Origin of the sequence: Mycobacterium sp. shizuoka-1, from assembly GCF_002723835.1 — a bacterium.
Taxonomy (GTDB): Bacteria; Actinomycetota; Actinomycetes; order Mycobacteriales; family Mycobacteriaceae; genus Mycobacterium.
This window is the reverse complement of sequence record NZ_BEWG01000113.1, coordinates 1-15910: the sequence shown is the minus strand read 5'-3', so window position 1 is coordinate 15910 and position 15910 is coordinate 1. Positions and strand designations below refer to the sequence as shown.

Here is a 15910-nt window from a genome sequence, read left to right as displayed (position 1 = left end):
GACTGGGACGGGCAGGGGTGGAGAGGGCGACGATGAAAAGATTGCGCGGCTGGGATGCGGTGCTGCTGTACAGCGAGGCGCCCAATGTGCACATGCACACCCTCAAAGTCGCGGTCATCGAGTTGCAGGACCTCGGCGACCGGACCTTCGGCGTCGAGGAGTTCCGGCAGGTCATCCGCGGCCGGCTCTACAAGCTGGACCCGTTCCGCTACCAACTGGTCAACATCCCGTTCAAGTTCCACCATCCGATGTGGCGGGAGAACTGCGATGTCGACCTCGACTACCACATCCGTCCGTGGCGGGTCCGGGAGCCGGGCGGCCGGCGCGAGCTCGACGAGGCGATCGGCGAGATCGCCAGCACCCCGCTGGATCGCAGCCGCCCGCTGTGGGAGATGTACTTCGTCGAAGGGCTGGCCAACGGCCGGATCGCGGTGGTCGGCAAGATTCACCACGCGCTCGCCGACGGGGTCGCCTCCGGCAACCTGATGGCGCGCGGGATGGATCTGCGCAGCGGCCCCGATCCCGATCAGGAGTTCGCGACCGATCCCGCGCCCACCCGCGGCGAGCTCGTCCGGTCGGCGTTCACCGACCATCTGCGCCAGCTCGGCAAGCTGCCCGGTGTCATGAAGTACACCTATGACGGACTGGTACGGGTGCGTCGGAGCAATCGCAAGCTCTCACCAGAGCTGACCATGCCCTTCACCCCGCCGCCGTCGTTCCTCAACCACATGCTCGATCCCCAACGACGTTTCGCCACTGCGACTTTGGCGCTGGCCGAGGTCAAGGAGACGAGCAAGCTGCTCGGCGTGACGATCAACGACATGGTGCTCGCCACCGCCGCCGGAGCCCTGCGCACGTTGCTGTTGCGCTACGACGGCAAGGCGGATCACCCGCTGCTGGCTTCGGTGCCGGTGAGTTTCAACTTCGACCCGGACCGTGTCTCGGGCAACTACTTCACCGGCATGATGGTGGCCGTTCCGGTCGAGGTGGCCGACCCGCTGGAGCGGGTGCGTCAGACCCACGACGCCGCGGTGCTGGCCAAGGAAAGCCATCAACTCGTCGGCCCGGAGTTGGTCAGCCGGTGGTCGACGTACCTGCCGCCGGCGCCGGCGCAGGCGCTGTTCAAGTGGTTGTCGGCCAAGGACGGCCAGAACAAGGTGCTCAACCTGCCCATCTCGAATGTGCCCGGCCCGCGTGAGCACGGCCGCGTCGGCGGTGCGCTGGTCACCGAGATCTACTCCGTGGGTCCGCTGACCGCGGGCAGCGGGTTGAACATCACCGTGTGGAGCTACGTGGACCAGCTCAACATCTCGGTGCTCTCCGACGGCTCCACCGTCGGCGACCCGCACGAAGTCACCGAGGCGATGTTGCAGGCGTTCTCCGAAATACGGGTTGCCGCAGGTCTTTCCGGCGAACTCGCGGTGGTGGACAGCGCGATGGCGCAAGCCTAGGGCTGCGGTGTGCCCTCGGCGCGTTCGATGTCGCGCTGATGGCGGAAGCCGACCACGATGCTGGCGATCAACGCGATGGAGATGACGGCCTCGGCGATGAAGAACGAGCCGAAGTCGATGATCGATCCGATCGGCGGACCGCCCGGCACGGCGTTGCGCAACGGGATCAGCGCGAACAGGATGGCGGCCATCATCGAACAGGCCGGGAAGATCAGCCCCCGCCGCCAGTGCAGCACGTAGAACGCGGCCACCACGGCGCCGACGGCCAGACCGAGCATCAGCACCATCACGAACACCGCGAAGGCCAGAGTCGGTGCGCTGCGGTGCATGCTGACGTTGACCACGGTGCCGCCGTTGGGGGCGGCGCCCGCCGAGGTGCTCATCGAGAAGAACGAGTCGGTGTTCACCACGGTGAGGTACATCGGCACGTCGGTGCCCGCCGCGTCGAAGACGTGTACCTCGATGGTTCCGGTGTAGCTGTCGAACGGATAGTCGGTGACGGCGCCGTCGACGGTGACTTTCTGTTCGATGTCGGGCGGGAAATCGCCGGCTTTGATCTCGGCGCGCCAGTTGCCGATCGCTCTGGTCGTGAGGGTGAGGTCCTGGGCGAACGCACCCTGGGGGTCGGCCATCGACCCGGCCGGCTCCACACCCATCACGGTGACCGAAAGTGCTTGTGTCACTGCGTCGACCCGCGATATCCACACGGTGACGTTCACCCGGTTCGGGTTGTTCTGGTCGCCGAAGGCGGACTCCTGGTCGGTGCTGTGCCGGCTGGTCAGGTATCCGGACACGCTCGCGGTGATCAGGCCGGCCAACACGACGACGGCGACCGTCAACCGCCATAGGCCGATGTCGCGGACCCGCCGGATGTGTCTACGCATGCCGATCGGTGTTCATCCGGCTGGCATACACCCAGGACAGGAACTCGCCGACCGCTTCGGCCGAGTGGTGCGCCCGCGGGGAGGAGAAGATGTCGAAGGCGTGCTGGGCGCCGGGCAGCTCGGCGTAGAGCACCGGCGACTGGGACACCTCCCGCAACTGCTCGACGAACTCGCGTGCCTCACCGACCGGGATCAGCGAGTCGTGTTCGCCGTGCAGGATGAAGAACGGCGGGGCGTCGGCGCGCAGTCGGCGGATCGGTGAGGCGTCGGTGTAGATGTCGCGAAAGCGGCTGAACTGTCGCTTGACCACGAACCGCTCCAGGTAGCCGATGAACTCGCGGCGGCCGTCGCCGTGCGCGGTGTACCAGTCGTAGCGGCCGTACACCGGCACCGCGGCCACCACCGAGGTGTCGGCGTCGGCGAAGCCGGGCTGGTATTCCGGGTCGCCGGCGGTCAGGGCGGCCAGCGCGGCCAGGTGGCCGCCGGCCGACCCGCCGGTGATGGCGACGAAATCGGGGTCGCCGCCGTAGTCGGCGATGTTGTCCTTGATCCAGGCCAGCGCGCGTTTGACGTCGACGATGTGGTCGGGCCAGGTGTGCGCCGGGCTGACCCGGTAGTTCATCGCCACACAGATCCAGCCGCGGTCGGCCAGATGGCCCATCAGCGGATAGGCCTGCGGGCGTCGCCAGCCAATCGCCCACGCCCCGCCGGGCACCTCGAGCAGCACCGGCGCCTTGCCGTCGCGCGGCAGGTCGCGCCGGCGCCACACGTCGGCCAGGTTGGCCCGGCCGTGCGGGCCGTAGGTGACGATGTTGGACTTCTCCACGTAGCGCCGCCGCGACCAGGTGGTCCGCCAGGCCGTGGGCCGCCCCGACGGCGACGGGGTGCTGGGCAGGGTGTCGAGGACGTCGGCGAAATCCTCACCGAGACCGTCGACGAGGGCGGCGCGCAGCACCGGCCGGGGCGTGGTCACGTTGCGCCGCTGGATCGCCACCAGGATCGGCCACGACGCCACCGTCAGCAGCAGCGCCGCGAGGCCACGGCGGCCGCGGAAGTCGCCGCGAAGGCCGCGCCGGGCGGCGTCCAGTACCGAGCCGGTCAGGTAGAACAGCGGCAGCTCCGAGGTCGGCCAGCCGAACCAGAACATCGCCAGGGTCTTGTAGCCTTGGCGGCCGAGCGGGCGAAAGCCGTTGGCGGCATTGGCGAATTCGACGATGGCGCGGGCCAGGGGGCGGGGGCGCCGCAGCCTAGCCGTCAGACGCGCGAGCGATGAGTTCATTACGCAGGATCTTGCCAGTGCTGCCGCGCGGCAGCTCGGTCAGGATGGTGATCTCCCGCGGCACCTTGTAGTTGGCCAGGTTCTCCCGGACGTGGGCCTTGAGGTCGTCGGCGGTCGCGGTCGATCCGTCCGTCAGTACCACGAACGCGACCAGGCGCTGGCCGTACTGCTCGTCGTCGACGCCGAGCACCGTGGCTTCGGCCACCTCCGGATGGGCGGTCAGCGTCTTCTCCACCTCGATGGGGTAGACGTTCTCTCCTCCGGAGACGATCATCTCGTCGTCGCGGCCCACGACGAACAGCCGACCGGCCGCGTCCAGGCGGCCGATGTCGCCCGAGGACATGAAGCCGTCGTGAAAGTCCTTGGTGCTGCCGGTGGTGTAGCCGTCGAACTGGGTGGAGTTCTTCACGAAGATGCGGCCGACCTCACCGGTGGGGACCGGGCCGAACTCGTCGTCGTAGATGCGGATCTGCGTGCCGACCGCCGGTTTGCCCGCGGTGTCGGGTGCGGCGCGCAGGTCGGCCGGGGTCGCGGTGGCGATCATGCCCGCCTCGGTGGCGTTGTAGTTGTTGTAGATGACGTCGCCGAACTCGTCCATGAACGCGGTGACGACATCGGGCCGCATCCGCGACCCCGAGCAGGCGGCGAACCGCAGGGAACGGCAGCTGTAGCGCCGCCGGACATCCTCGGGAAGGTCCATGATGCGGTCGAACATCACCGGCACCACACACAGTCCGGTGGCCTGGTACTGGTCGACGAGGGCCAGCGTGGCTTCCGGATCGAACTTGCGGCGCGTCACGATCGTGCAGGCCATGGCCGAGGAGAACACCAGCTGGGAGAAGCCCCAGGCGTGGAACATCGGCGCGACCACCACCGTCGTCTCGCCCAGGCGCCACGGTGTGCGCGCCAGGATCGCGATGAGATTGCCCGCACCGCCGCCGGAGTGCTTGGCGCCCTTGGGAGTCCCGGTGGTGCCGGAGGTCAGCAGGATGAGTTTGCTCTTGCGCTCGCTGCGGGGCGACCGCTGACCCGAATGGGCCTCGATCAGCTTCTCGACGGTACGTGCATCGGAGCCAGCCTCGTCGGTCCAGGCCAGGATGCGGACTGCCGCCGGCCGGTCGGCCAGCGCCCGGTCCACCGACGCGGTGAACTCCTCGTCGTAGATGACGACGTCGGCCTGTTCGCGGTTGACCACCTCGGCCAGGGCCGGACCGGCGAACGAGGTGTTGAGCAGCAGTACGTCGGCGCCGATGCGGGTGGCCGCGATCAGCGACTCGACGAACCCGCGGTGGTTGCGGGCCATGATGCCGACTACCTCGGGGGCTCCGCCGGGTAACTGCTGCAGCGCGGCGGCCAGGGCATGCGCCCGCTGGTCGAGTTCGCGCCACGTCAGCGTGCCCAGCTCGTCGATCAGGCCGGGGCTGTCCGGGCGGCGCGCGGCGGCCGTCGCGAATCCGGTGGCGATTGACAACCCCTCGGCGCGGGCGGCGTTCACCATCGCGACCGTGCGGTCCGGGCGCATCGGGGTCAGGAAGCCGGCCTTGGCCAGCGTGACGACGGCGTCGCCGACGGACGTCAGCCGGGACAGCAGGTCCATCAGCCGATCACCGGGAGGCGACGTTCGGCGGCCAATTCGTCGAGCGCCCGTTGCATCACGGCGCGCACGTAGGCGTCGACGGCGTGGATGTCAGGATCTTCACCGAACTGCTCGATGATGTCGATCGGCTCGAGTGTGCGAACCACGATCTTGGTGGGCAGCGGCACGTTGAGCGGGACGACGGCGCTCAGCCCGAACGGGAAGCCGAACGAGATGGGCAGGATCTTGGCGCGCAGCAGCTTGTCCAGCCGTAGCGCCTTGGCCAGGCCGGTTCCGCGGGTCAGGAAGATCTGGCTCTCCTGCCCGCCGATCGCCACTGTCGGCACGATCGGGACGCCGGCGTTGATGGCGGCCTTCACGTAACCGGTGCGGCCGTCGAAGTCGATCTTGTTCTGGGCCAGCGTCGGCCGGTAGACGTCGTAGTCACCGCCCGGGAACACCACCACCACGCCGCCGGAGCGCAGCGCCTCATCGGCGTTCTCGTGGTTGGCGTGGATGAAGCCGTTGCGCTTGAAGAAACCCGCAGTCGGGCCGGTCAGCACCAGGTCGTGGCTCAGGGTGTAGACCGGCCGGTCATAGCCGAAATGCTCGTAGAACCCGAGGGCGAACACCGGCACGTCCATCGCGAACAGGCCGCCGGAGTGGTTCGACACCACCAGGGCGCCGCCGTGCGGGAACGACTCCAGGCCGCGGACCTCACTGCGGTGGTAGAGCTTGAGGAACGGGCGCAGTACGCCCATCGTCTTCTCCACCAGGCCCGGATCCCACTTCTCCGTCTCGGTGCGGGTCACGTCGTCGGTGCTCACACGTCCTCCTAAGAATTGAAACGTGTTCTAGTTTTGATGGTACCGGGCAGACGCCGATCGTCCTACCTCGCTCGTTACCATGACAAACGTGAGTGAAAACGCCATTACCGAAGAGCCCGCCGTCCTCACCGAGCGTCGCGGTCGCATCCTGATCATCACCATCAACCGGCCCAAGGCCAAGAACGCCGTGAACGCTGCCGTCAGCAACGGCCTGGCCGCCGCGATGGACGAGCTCGACGACGACGCCGGCCTGTCGGTGGGCATCGTGACCGGCGCGGGCGGTTCGTTCTGCGCGGGCATGGATCTCAAGGCGTTCGCGCGCGGCGAGAACGTCGTGGCCGAGGGGCGCGGCCTGGGCTTCACCGAGCGCCCGCCGCTCAAGCCGCTGATCGCGGCGGTGGAGGGCTATGCGCTGGCCGGCGGCACGGAGCTGGCGCTGGCCACCGACCTGATCGTGGCGGCCAACGATTCCGCCTTCGGTATCCCAGAGGTCAAGCGTGGGCTGGTGGCCGGCGGCGGCGGGCTGCTGCGCCTGCCGCAGCGCATCCCGTACCAGATCGCGATGGAGCTGGCGCTGACCGGCGACAACCTGCCCGCCGCGCGGGCCCACGAGCTGGGTCTGGTCAACGTGCTGGCCGAACCCGGACATGCGCTCGAGGCGGCGATCGAACTGGCCGAGCGGATCACCGCGAACGGCCCGCTCGCGGTGGCGGCCACCAAGCGGATCATCACCGAGTCGCGGGCCTGGTCGCCCGACGAGCAGTGGAAGAAACAGGGCAAGATCATGATGCCGGTGTTCACGTCCAACGACGCCAGGGAAGGCGCGGTCGCCTTCGCCGAGAAGCGCGCTCCGAACTGGACGGGTAGCTGACCCCGAGCGATGGACCGCGGCGATCGGCAACAACCCGAGCGCCGTCACCGAGATCCCGGTCTGCGTCTGACCTTCCGACAAGCCCTCTGCCCCAATTGGTTCCGGTCAACACCAGGATCGCGCCGGCTGCTCCGATCACGGTGAGCGGGTCGCCGGCGACAATGATGCCTGCTCCCGCCGCCCACAGCGGTTCGGTACCCAGCAGCAGGCTGACTCGAGCCGGTGATGTCCGTTGGATCGCCCACGCCTGAACGGCGAAGGCGAAAACCGTGCATCCCAGTGCGAGGTAGGCAGTGACGAGCCAGTCCTCGACCGAGAATCCGACGGCGACGTCGGCGACATCCCGGCCGGTGAGTGGCGCGGCTGTGGCGAACAACGCAAGACAGACGCAGATTTGCACGACGGTGACGCGTCCGGAGTCAAGGCGCCGCCCCCGGGACAGCTGCGCCATCACGACTACGTGGCAGGCGCGGGCGGCGGCGGCGACCAGCATCAACAGGTCGCCGACGCCGGGTGCGCTGTACCGCGCGCTTTGGGTGAGCAGTCCGACCCCGAGCACGGCGATCGCGGTGGCCCCGTAGAACGGCACCGGTAGGCGGGTGCGCTGGATGCCCTGCTGGAGCAGCGGAGTCATGACGATGGTCAGGGAGATGATCAGCCCCGCATTGGAGGCCGACGTCATGGTGAGCCCGAACGTCTCCACCGTGAGGACGACGCCCAGGATCGCTCCAAACAGAGCTCCGAGGACGACTTCGGCACGGCTGATCTGGCGTAACCGCGGGCTTAGCGCGACGGCGAGACCGACTGCGGCAACGGCGAATCGGAGGGTGAGAAAGCCGAAGACGGCATCGGGGGTTGCGACGTCCTTGGCCGCCAGATAACTCGACCCCCAAAGAGCGGCGACGGCGAGCAGAGCCGGGTCGACACGGCGGGGCGCGAGCATGCCGACATGGTGTCCAGGCGACAACTGATTAGACAAGCGATACATCTTTAACCAAATCAGTAGTATTTCTACATGGACATAATGCGGCTGCGCCTGCTGCGTGAGCTCTCCGAACGCGGTACCGTCCACGCGGTCGCCGAGGCGATGTCGCTGACGCCGTCCGCGGTGTCCCAGCAGCTCAAGATCTTGCGGCGGGAAGCCGGCGTCCTGCTCCTCGAACCCGACGGGCGACGGGTGCGGCTCACCGATGCCGGCCGCACCCTGGTTGCGAGGGTCGACGAGATTCTCGCGGCCCTCGACCGGGCGCAGGCGGATATGGATGCCTACCGCTCAACCCCGCGCGGCACGGTGCGGGTCGCCATGTTTCCCTCGGGTGCCGCCATGTTGCTCGCGGGGCTCATCACCCGCGCCGCCGACGTCGGTGTCGCTGTCCTGGGCCGCGATATCGATCAGCCCGCCGTGAACGCACCCGCTCAGCTCGCCGATTTCGACATCGTCGTCGTGCACCGGGATGAACGCGACATCAGCCCATGGGGGCCGCGGATCGAGGCCACGCCACTACTGCGTGAACCGCTGGAAATCCTTCTGCCGCAGAATCATCGGCTGGCCGATGCCAAGCGGATCACGCTGCGCGAGCTGGCCGACGAGCCCTGGATCGGTGTCGAGGGCGGATTGATGGTCGACGATGTTCTGCGCTCTCTGGCGACCGTTGCCGGAGTCCAGCCGCGAATAGTTCAGCGAGTCAATGACTTCCGTGTGGTCGAAGAAATGGTCGCCGCTGGGATCGGAATTGCGCTACTCCCGCGTTACGTCCACACCACCCGAGCCCTGATCCGCAAGCCGCTCAACGGGGTCCGGATCGCACGCCGGATCGAAGCGGTCACCCGGGCCGGAGCCGCCGCGCGTCCGGCCGTTGCGCAGGTGATCGAGATCCTCGAGACTCTCGCCAGGGAAGTGGTCGCTCAGTAACATCCGACGACGAAGTCCCACGGGTCGCTTGCTGTCAGCGCCATCCGGCCCAATCGTCGCGCGTACGAGGCGGTATCGCCGAACTCGTCGATCCAGCCGCGCGCCCGCATGGTCGCCGGCCACAGCCGGTGCTCGAGTGTCACCCCGATGGCCCCGTGCAGTTGGTGGGCGGCGGTGACGACGCTCGGAACGACACGGCCCATCACCACTTTGGCAACGGTGACCGCGTAATCGGCTTGGGCGCTGCCGAATCCGTGGTCGGTGACGGCCGCGACGGCGAGTTCGGTGGCCGCCCGGGCGCGCTCGACCTCACCGGCCATCGCGGCCAGAGTGTGTTGCACCGCCTGAAAGGCGCTGAGTGGGCGGCCGAACTGCTCACGCTCTCTGGTGTGCGCCACCGAGAACTCAACCGCCGCGTCCAGCGCGCCCAGCGACTGTACGCAACGGGCCCAGGCGCCGCGCCGCAGTAGTTCGTCGGCTGTGCCGTTGACGGTGACGAACGCTTCGGCGCCGACGTTCAGCGTGTCGCGCGGCTCGCCACCGATGTTGTGGCCGTTCGTGATTGCCGAGGGCTTGGTGATCGCGACCTTCAGGTCGGGACCGTCGCGGAGGGCCAGCAGCACCGCGGCCGCGGCACCGGCGTACGGCACACCCGTGACGGTTGTCGCCCCGGCATCACCGAACGCGATCGTCAATGGGCCTTCGTCGGGCAGCTCGATTCCAGCCCTGGCGGCCAGCCAGCCGGCCAGAACATCGTTCTCCGCCAAGGGAACCGATACGGCATGACGGGCCAGTGCCCGCAGGACGACGGCCGATTCGGCTGGCCCGCCACCGGATTCGGGATCACTCGTCAGGTGGGTCAGCCCGGCGTCCTGGAGATGACGCCACGCCGTCGCGTCGAAGGCGTCCGGCAGGCCGCGGTGGCCGATCCGGTCGTCGAACGAGCGGGCGCCGATGTCCTCGGCCAGCTGCCGTAGATCGGCGAAATCCGCTGCGGCGCGAACGGGTCCGAACACCCCGCCGGTCAACGTCCGGGTCACCGCAACCCCATCCCCCGCGCGACCACCCCGCGCAGCACCTCGTTGGTTCCGCCGCGCAACGTGAACAGCGGAGCGTGCAATCGTGCGACATCCAGCAGGGCGGTCACTTGCTCGCGCCCCGGGGTGTCGGTCGCGACGTAGGAGAACAGATCGGCCGCCAGGTCCACCGATTCCTGCTCGAAGCGGGTGCCGAGGTCCTTGACCAGGGCCGCCTCGTTCACCGGCGACTCCCCGGCGGCCAGCGCTCGGGCCACCGAGATCGACAACTGCCGCAACGAGATCGCCCGGGCCAGCAGGTCGCCGACGGCCGCGGCGGCATGGTCGTCGAGATCGTCCTGGGCGGCCAGCAACCGCACCAGCGCCGTGAGCAGTGGGGCGGTGGTCAGGATCCGCTCGGGGCCGCTGCGCTCGAAGGACAGCTCCGCGGTGACCTGGTGCCAGCCGGCGCCGACCTCGCCCAGGAGGTTCTCGTCGCTGATGAACACCTCGTCGAAGGTCACCTCGTTGAAATGGTGTTCGCCGGACATCAGCACGATCGGGCTGATCGTGACCCCGGGGCTCTCCGTCGGCACGATGAACTGGCTGAAGCCGGCGTGCCGGTGGGCCGGGTCCATCGCACTGGTGCGGGCCAGCACCACGATCTGATGCGCCAGGTGCGCACCACTGGTCCACACCTTGGTGCCCGACAGCACCCAGCCGCCGTCGGCGCGCACCGCTTTGGCGGTAGACGCGGCGAGGTCCGAACCGGCCTGAGGTTCACTCATCCCGATCGCGGAGAAATACCGGCCCGCGGCAATTCGCGGCAGCAGCCGGTGACGCTGCTCTTGCGAACCGTAGGCCAGCAGGCCGGGCGCGACTTGGCGGTCGGCGATCCAGTGGGCGGCCACCGGGGCGCCGGCGGCCAGCAGCTCTTCGGTCACCACATAGCGGTGCAGGTGACTGCGGCCGTGTCCGCCGTATTCCCGGGGAATGGTCAGGCCGAGGAATCCGGCGTCACCGAGCCGGGCGCTGAAATCCTCGTCCCAGCTGGATAGCCAGGCGTCGACCGTTGGCTGCCAACCGAATTCGTCGCGATCAGCGGACAGGAAAGTCCGCACCGAGGCGCGCAGCGCGGCCAGGTCGGGTTCGTTGGCGCACAGCGCGGCGAAGTCGTCGATCATGGCGCTCACCGGTAACCGGTGACCCGGGCGAGGATCGCCACCTTGCCGTCCTCGCCGACCGCCTGCGCGTCACCGATCGCGGAGTTTCGGCCGATACGCAACGCCGTTCCCTCATAACGGGATCGGGCGCCGGCGAAGAATGGTCGCAGAAAGTTGACCCGGATCGAGGCGGTCCGCAGCGGGTCGGTCTGCTGGTGGTTGATCGCCGCGGAGGCCACGAGTTCCAGGCCTGCGCTGCTGACCCCGCCGTGCACGATTCCGATCAGGTTGTTGATGATCGAATCCGGGCGCTGGGTCAGTCGGTAGGTGCCGGACTCGGCCGGTTGCGGGTCGACGGCCATCAGGTCGGCCAGCGGGGTCTGGCGGGTGCGCGTCACGGTGTCGGGTCCGCGGTCGATGGGTCCGTCGGGTCCCCCGGCGATCGCCACCGTCCGCACCGTGCCGCCCCCGATCGTGGTGCCCCGGTGGCTGAGGGTGCAGATGGCCAGCAGCGTCGCCCCGTGCGGGCCGAGCGGGCGGCTGGCAGCGACCACGGGCTCGTCCGGAGCGGCCTGCAGGCTTTCGATGCCGTCGGGACTGAGTTCCACGGTCAGTTCGCTGGACACCGTCCATTGTCCCGAGCCGCGACGGTAGAAATTGGCCCGCCCGCCCACGTCGTCGACCAGGATGGCCAGCGGCCCGACGGTCGGCATGCCGGTGAACGGGTTGGTCAGGTGTCCCGCCGGCATCGAGGCCACCACGGTGAACTCGGTGAAGTTCTCGTCGAGCGTCTGGATGCCGAACCGGGTCAGCACGCTTTCCGGGGTTTCCGGATCCAGCGCTTCGGTCGATGGGTCGGACGTCGTCACACGTTGTATTCCAGCACCAGCGGTCGGCTCCGTGTCAGACGGGCCGACCATACTCGGCAGCCATGGCCACTGTGTACTTCACCGCCTCCAGCCTGGACGGGTTCATCGTCGACGACGCGGGCAGCCTGGACTGGCTGACCTCGCGTGACATCGACATCGACGGACCGTTCGGCTACCGGGCGTTCAATGCCGGCATCGGAGCGCTGGTGATGGGGTCGGCGACCTATGAGTGGCTGCTGGCCGATCAGCCGGGAGAGTGGATGTACAGCCAGCCCAGCTGGGTGCTGACCCACCGCCCGCAGATCATCGCCGACGGTCACCCCGTGACGGCGTTCGCCGGCCCGGTGACCGATCTGCACCCGCGGCTGGTGGAGGCCGCCGGTGAGCGGGACGTGTGGGTGATGGGCGGCGGTGACGTCGGGGCGCAGTTCGTGGCGGCGGGGCTGGTCGACGAGCTGGTCGTGTCGTATGCGCCGTGCAGCCTGGGCTCGGGTGCGCCGGTCCTGCCGCTGCGTTCGGAGTGGGTGCTCGCCGAGACCGGTGTCAACGGCGATTTCGTCTGTGCCCGCTGGCAGTTCAGGCGTTGAGCGTCGGGACACCGAACTTCGTCACGAATTCCTTTGCCTTGATCAGGAATTCCAGCTGGGCGGTGACGTCGTGCAGGGGCTGCAGGCTGCGCGCGGAGCGGCACAGCACCACCGCGCCCTCCATCGCGGCCAGCGTGGTGTCGGCCAGCGCGCTGGCCTCGGCTGCCTCGAAACCGTCGCGCACGTAGCACGCCTTGGCGGCCTCCCGCCAGCGTCCGAAGATGTCCGCGGCGACCGAGGTGAGCTGGTTCTCGTCCTCACCGGAGCCCACGGCGGCGGCCAGCACCGGACATCCGGCGGTGTAATCGCTTGTCAGCAGCGCGTTTTCCCAGAGATCGACGAACCGGCGCAGCAGCACCGTGGTGCTCTCCTGGGCGGCTTCGTCGAGGCTGGCGCTGATCTCATAGCCGGCGAAGTCGAGTGCCTCGCGCAGCAGCTGGCTGCGGCCCTCGGGGAAGTGGTGGTACACCGACCCGCGCGGTGCCCCGCTGCGGGCCAGGACTTCGTCGATGGTCACCCCGGCCGCGCCGCGTTCGCGCAGCACCTCGGCGGCGCTCACCAGCATCTTGGTGCGGGTGGAGCCGCGAGCTCGGCGGGGGGTTGCCGGCGGTGTCGGGGTCATTCAGGCGGCGGGGGTTTCCCGGACATGGCCACCCCGCCAGGTCAGCGCGCGTGCGCTGCGTCCGAACAGCTGCCGGCGCCGGTCGGGCACCTGGCGCGTGAACCGGTGGCCGGCGATGTTCAGCTCGATCAGCCACATGTCTGTCTCCTCGCGGGGTGGGTCGGGCGACCGACTCCATAAGTATGCTTACGACCATAAGATTAGAACGCTCTTAGTGCAACCTCGATGTTGTCGCCGACGTTAACGGCTGGAAAACAGTCCTTGTGACCTTGGCGCCGACCAGGCACGAAGACGCTTTGTATGATCCAGATCATATTTCTCAGCGCCGGCTGAACTCCCTGATCAGACCGGCCACCCGGGCTAGGGTTGAGGCAGCCGGCGATGAGAAGGACGCAAGCGATGGGCCACTACAAGAGCAACGTCCGCGATCTCGAGTTCAACCTCTTCGAGCTGCTCGATTTGGCGAAGACGCTCGACGACTACCCGGACCTGGACTCCGACTCGGTGCGCGAGATGCTGGCCGAGGCGGCCCGGCTGGCCGAGGGGCCGGTGGCCGACTCGTTCGCCGAGACCGATCGGCATCCGCCTACCTTCGACCCGGGTACCCATGCGGTGACGCTGCCCGAACCGTTCACGAAGTCGATGCGGGCGTGGCAGCAGGGGGAGTGGTTCCGGATCGGGTTGGCCGAGGAGGTCGGCGGCGTTCCGGCCCCGGCGATGGTCGCCTGGGCGATCGACGAGCTGGTGCTGGGGGCCAACCCCGCGGTGTTCATGTACATGGCCGGCCCGATCATGGCCAACATCCTGTTCCACATCGGCAATGCCCAGCAGCAGCACTGGGCGAGCCTGGCCGCCGAGCGCAACTGGTGCGCCACCATGGTCCTGACGGAGCCGGACGCCGGCTCCGATGTCGGTGCCGGGCGCACCAAGGCTGTCGACGCCGGCGACGGTACCTGGCACATCGAGGGTGTCAAGCGCTTCATCACCAACGGCGACACCGGCGACTTCTTCGAGAACATCCTGCACATGGTGCTGGCCCGGCCCGAGGGCGCCGGGCCCGGCACCAAGGGCCTGAGCCTGTTCGTGGTCCCGAAGTTCCTGCCCGATCCCGAGACCGGCGAGCCGGGCGCCCGCAACGGCGCCTACGTCACGAACCTCGAACACAAGATGGGCCTCAAAGCGTCGGCCACCACCGAACTCAGCCTGGGACTGCACGGCACGCCTGCGGTCGGCTGGCTGGTGGGCGACGTCCACAACGGCATCGCGCAGATGTTCAAAGTCATCGAATACGCCCGGATGTTCGTGGGCACCAAGGCGATTGCCACGTTGTCGACCGGTTATCTCAACGCCCTGGAGTACGCCAAGACCCGGGTGCAGGGCGCCGACCTGACCCAGATGACCGACAAGACCGCACCGCGGGTGACGATCATCCACCACCCCGATGTACGACGGGCCCTGATGACGCAGAAGGCCTACGCCGAGGGCCTGCGTGCGCTGTACCTCTACACCGCCGCCCATCAGGATCCGGCTGTGGCCCAAGTGGTTTCAGGCGCGGACGCGTCGATGGCCGAACGGGTCAACGACCTGCTGCTGCCGATCGTCAAAGGCGTCGGATCCGAGCGCGCCTACCAGTGCCTGACCGAGTCACTGCAGACGTTCGGCGGCTCGGGCTTCCTGCAGGACTACCCGATCGAGCAGTACATCCGCGACGCCAAGATCGACTCCCTCTACGAGGGCACCACCGCCATCCAGGCCCAGGACTTCTTCTTCCGCAAGATCGCCCGAGACCAGGGCGGGGCTTTGGCGCATGTCGTCACCCAGATCGAGAAGTTCGTCGACAGCCCGGACGCCAGAGCCGAGCTGGCGGCCGGCCGGGCCGCGCTGGCCGGCGCGCTGGATCAGGTGCGGGGCATCGTGACGGCGATGACCGGCTACCTGCTGGGCGCCCAAGACGACGCGCGTGAGCTCTATCGGGTGGGCCTGGAATCGGTCGGCTTCCTGCTCGCGGTCGGCGATCTGCTGATCGGCTGGTTCCTGTTGCGCCAGGCCGAGATCGCGCTGCAGGCGCTGGACTCCGATCCCGACCCGCGCGACGAGGCCTTCTACCGCGGCAAGGTCGCGGTGGCGACCTTCTTCGCCGCCAACGTGCTGCCCCGGCTGGCCGCCGAGCGCCAGATCGCCGAGTCCATCGACCTGACGATCATGGACCTGCGCGAAGAGGCCTTCTGACGCTGGCTATCGTGTGCCCATGAAGGTGATCACGTCCATCGACGACGCGGTGTCCGCGGTCGGCCAGGAACTCGGCGTCAGCGAGTGGCTGCAGATCGACCAGAAGCGGATCAACGACTTCGCCGACGCCACCGGGGACCATCAGTGGATCCACGTCGACGTCGAGCGGGCCAAGGCCGAAAGCCCTTACGGCACACCGATTGCGCACGGCTTCCTGACGCTGTCGCTGGTCCCGGCACTGTCCAAGGACAACTTCCGGCTGGAAAACGCCAAGATGGCCATCAACTACGGCCTCAACAAGGTCCGGTTCGTGGCCGCCGTCCCGGTCGACAGCAGCGTGCGGGTGCGCTCCGAACTCATCGGCGCCGACAAGGTGGACGACACCACGGTCAACCTGACGGTGAAGCACACCATCGAGATCGACGGCGTCGACAAGCCGGCCGCGGTGGCCGAGATGATCGTGCGCGCGCTCTTTTAACGACTTCGGCGCGCTAACCGCCGCCCAGCGACGTGTGGTGTCTCGGGACATCGCTGACACTTATGTCTTGGGACATCGCTGACACTCATGATGGCGGTTTGGGTTCGCGGGGGCGGTAGGTCCGGGTGGTTTTGTCGCCGCGCTGG

Annotated in this window: 16 protein-coding genes; 6 read left to right on the top strand and 10 right to left on the bottom strand. The window is 68.2% G+C overall.

Translation table 11 applies throughout. From position 1 onward, the window contains the following. Positions 1 to 32: 32 nt before the first annotated feature. Entirely contained in the window at positions 33 to 1451 is a 1419-nt protein-coding gene (locus MSZK_RS28035) for a wax ester/triacylglycerol synthase family O-acyltransferase (protein WP_099251797.1), read from the top strand. Here the strand turns inward: MSZK_RS28035 and MSZK_RS28030 are convergent. Genes MSZK_RS28030 through MSZK_RS28015 form a run of 4 tightly spaced genes read right to left on the bottom strand, consistent with a single transcriptional unit; the run spans position 1448 to position 5951 of the window. Beyond that, positions 1448 to 2335: a DUF4436 family protein gene (locus MSZK_RS28030; protein ID WP_233211557.1), complete on the bottom strand. Its 888-nt coding sequence runs from the start codon at positions 2333 to 2335 to the stop codon at positions 1448 to 1450. The genes MSZK_RS28035 and MSZK_RS28030 overlap by 4 nt on opposite strands. After that, positions 2328 to 3614: an alpha/beta hydrolase gene (locus tag MSZK_RS28025; RefSeq protein ID WP_099251796.1), complete on the bottom strand. Its 1287-nt coding sequence runs from the start codon at positions 3612 to 3614 to the stop codon at positions 2328 to 2330. Before MSZK_RS28025 ends, MSZK_RS28030 begins: the two co-directional genes overlap by 8 nt. Continuing rightward, on the bottom strand, positions 3583 to 5211 hold the full coding sequence (fadD12, locus tag MSZK_RS28020; protein WP_099251795.1) for an acyl-CoA ligase FadD12: 1629 nt from the start codon (positions 5209 to 5211) through the stop codon (positions 3583 to 3585). The genes MSZK_RS28025 and fadD12 overlap by 32 nt, the downstream gene beginning before the upstream one ends. Next, entirely contained in the window at positions 5211 to 5951 is a 741-nt protein-coding gene (locus tag MSZK_RS28015; protein ID WP_371411403.1) for a 1-acyl-sn-glycerol-3-phosphate acyltransferase, read from the bottom strand. The genes fadD12 and MSZK_RS28015 overlap by 1 nt, the downstream gene beginning before the upstream one ends. A 154-nt stretch (positions 5952 to 6105) precedes the next feature. Between MSZK_RS28015 and MSZK_RS28010 the strand changes: the two genes are divergently transcribed. After that, positions 6106 to 6888: a crotonase/enoyl-CoA hydratase family protein gene (locus MSZK_RS28010; protein WP_371411399.1), complete on the top strand. Its 783-nt coding sequence runs from the start codon at positions 6106 to 6108 to the stop codon at positions 6886 to 6888. Here MSZK_RS28010 and MSZK_RS28005 read toward each other — a convergent pair. Further along, a complete protein-coding gene (locus tag MSZK_RS28005; protein ID WP_199203522.1) occupies positions 6815 to 7831 on the bottom strand; it encodes a DMT family transporter in 1017 nt (338 codons plus the stop codon). The two genes, MSZK_RS28010 and MSZK_RS28005, sit on opposite strands and share 74 nt — an antisense overlap. Positions 7832 to 7903: 72 nt before the next feature. Here MSZK_RS28005 and MSZK_RS28000 point away from each other — a divergent pair, with 72 nt between their 5' ends. Further along, the gene (locus MSZK_RS28000) at positions 7904 to 8800 is read left to right on the top strand and encodes a LysR family transcriptional regulator (protein WP_099251793.1); all 897 of its coding nucleotides are present in this window, start codon (positions 7904 to 7906) and stop codon (positions 8798 to 8800) included. Here the strand turns inward: MSZK_RS28000 and MSZK_RS27995 are convergent. From MSZK_RS27995 to MSZK_RS27985, 3 genes are read right to left on the bottom strand one after another with little or no spacing between them, the layout of a single operon-like run. Then, on the bottom strand, positions 8794 to 9840 hold the full coding sequence (locus MSZK_RS27995) for an acyl-CoA dehydrogenase family protein (protein WP_099251792.1): 1047 nt from the start codon (positions 9838 to 9840) through the stop codon (positions 8794 to 8796). The genes MSZK_RS28000 and MSZK_RS27995 overlap by 7 nt on opposite strands. Further along, positions 9837 to 11000, bottom strand: coding sequence for an acyl-CoA dehydrogenase family protein (locus MSZK_RS27990; protein ID WP_099251791.1), 1164 nt, complete (start codon positions 10998 to 11000; stop codon positions 9837 to 9839). The genes MSZK_RS27995 and MSZK_RS27990 overlap by 4 nt, the downstream gene beginning before the upstream one ends. A 5-nt stretch (positions 11001 to 11005) precedes the next feature. Further along, the gene (locus MSZK_RS27985; protein ID WP_233211555.1) at positions 11006 to 11848 is read right to left on the bottom strand and encodes a PaaI family thioesterase; all 843 of its coding nucleotides are present in this window, start codon (positions 11846 to 11848) and stop codon (positions 11006 to 11008) included. A 62-nt stretch (positions 11849 to 11910) separates the two neighbouring features. On the opposite strand from MSZK_RS27985, the gene MSZK_RS27980 reads away from it, so the two are divergent. After that, the gene (locus MSZK_RS27980; protein WP_099251789.1) at positions 11911 to 12435 is read left to right on the top strand and encodes a dihydrofolate reductase family protein; all 525 of its coding nucleotides are present in this window, start codon (positions 11911 to 11913) and stop codon (positions 12433 to 12435) included. On the opposite strand, the gene MSZK_RS27975 is transcribed toward MSZK_RS27980, so the two are convergent. Next, positions 12425 to 13057 (bottom strand): TetR/AcrR family transcriptional regulator, encoded by a 633-nt coding sequence (locus tag MSZK_RS27975; protein WP_099251788.1) that lies wholly within the window; start codon positions 13055 to 13057, stop codon positions 12425 to 12427. The two genes, MSZK_RS27980 and MSZK_RS27975, sit on opposite strands and share 11 nt — an antisense overlap. Continuing rightward, positions 13058 to 13195: a hypothetical protein gene (locus MSZK_RS32500; RefSeq protein WP_158230651.1), complete on the bottom strand. Its 138-nt coding sequence runs from the start codon at positions 13193 to 13195 to the stop codon at positions 13058 to 13060. 261 nt (positions 13196 to 13456) lie between these two features. Between MSZK_RS32500 and MSZK_RS27970 the strand changes: the two genes are divergently transcribed. Together MSZK_RS27970 and MSZK_RS27965 are read left to right on the top strand one after the other, a co-directional pair. Beyond that, on the top strand, positions 13457 to 15286 hold the full coding sequence (locus MSZK_RS27970) for an acyl-CoA dehydrogenase (protein WP_099251787.1): 1830 nt from the start codon (positions 13457 to 13459) through the stop codon (positions 15284 to 15286). 19 nt (positions 15287 to 15305) lie between these two features. Then, entirely contained in the window at positions 15306 to 15764 is a 459-nt protein-coding gene (locus tag MSZK_RS27965) for a MaoC family dehydratase (RefSeq protein WP_099251786.1), read from the top strand. Positions 15765 to 15910: the final 146 nt, after the last annotated feature.

What these genes read in the sequence shown, in the direction of transcription:
- MSZK_RS27990 (WP_099251791.1), bottom strand. Translation starts at nt 11,000, where the DNA reads ATGATCGACGACTTCGCCGCGCTGTGCGCCAACGAACCCGACCTGGCC.
- MSZK_RS32500 (WP_158230651.1), bottom strand. Translation starts at nt 13,195, where the DNA reads ATGTGGCTGATCGAGCTGAACATCGCCGGCCACCGGTTCACGCGCCAG.
- MSZK_RS28025 (WP_099251796.1), bottom strand. Translation starts at nt 3,614, where the DNA reads ATGAACTCATCGCTCGCGCGTCTGACGGCTAGGCTGCGGCGCCCCCGC.
- MSZK_RS27980 (WP_099251789.1), top strand. Translation starts at nt 11,911, where the DNA reads ATGGCCACTGTGTACTTCACCGCCTCCAGCCTGGACGGGTTCATCGTC.
- MSZK_RS28005 (WP_199203522.1), bottom strand. Translation starts at nt 7,831, where the DNA reads ATGCTCGCGCCCCGCCGTGTCGACCCGGCTCTGCTCGCCGTCGCCGCT.
- MSZK_RS28030 (WP_233211557.1), bottom strand. Translation starts at nt 2,335, where the DNA reads ATGCGTAGACACATCCGGCGGGTCCGCGACATCGGCCTATGGCGGTTG.
- fadD12 (WP_099251795.1), bottom strand. Translation starts at nt 5,211, where the DNA reads ATGGACCTGCTGTCCCGGCTGACGTCCGTCGGCGACGCCGTCGTCACG.
- MSZK_RS27970 (WP_099251787.1), top strand. Translation starts at nt 13,457, where the DNA reads ATGGGCCACTACAAGAGCAACGTCCGCGATCTCGAGTTCAACCTCTTC.
- MSZK_RS28015 (WP_371411403.1), bottom strand. Translation starts at nt 5,951, where the DNA reads ATGGGCGTACTGCGCCCGTTCCTCAAGCTCTACCACCGCAGTGAGGTC.
- MSZK_RS27975 (WP_099251788.1), bottom strand. Translation starts at nt 13,057, where the DNA reads ATGACCCCGACACCGCCGGCAACCCCCCGCCGAGCTCGCGGCTCCACC.
- MSZK_RS28035 (WP_099251797.1), top strand. Translation starts at nt 33, where the DNA reads ATGAAAAGATTGCGCGGCTGGGATGCGGTGCTGCTGTACAGCGAGGCG.
- MSZK_RS27965 (WP_099251786.1), top strand. Translation starts at nt 15,306, where the DNA reads ATGAAGGTGATCACGTCCATCGACGACGCGGTGTCCGCGGTCGGCCAG.
- MSZK_RS28000 (WP_099251793.1), top strand. Translation starts at nt 7,904, where the DNA reads ATGGACATAATGCGGCTGCGCCTGCTGCGTGAGCTCTCCGAACGCGGT.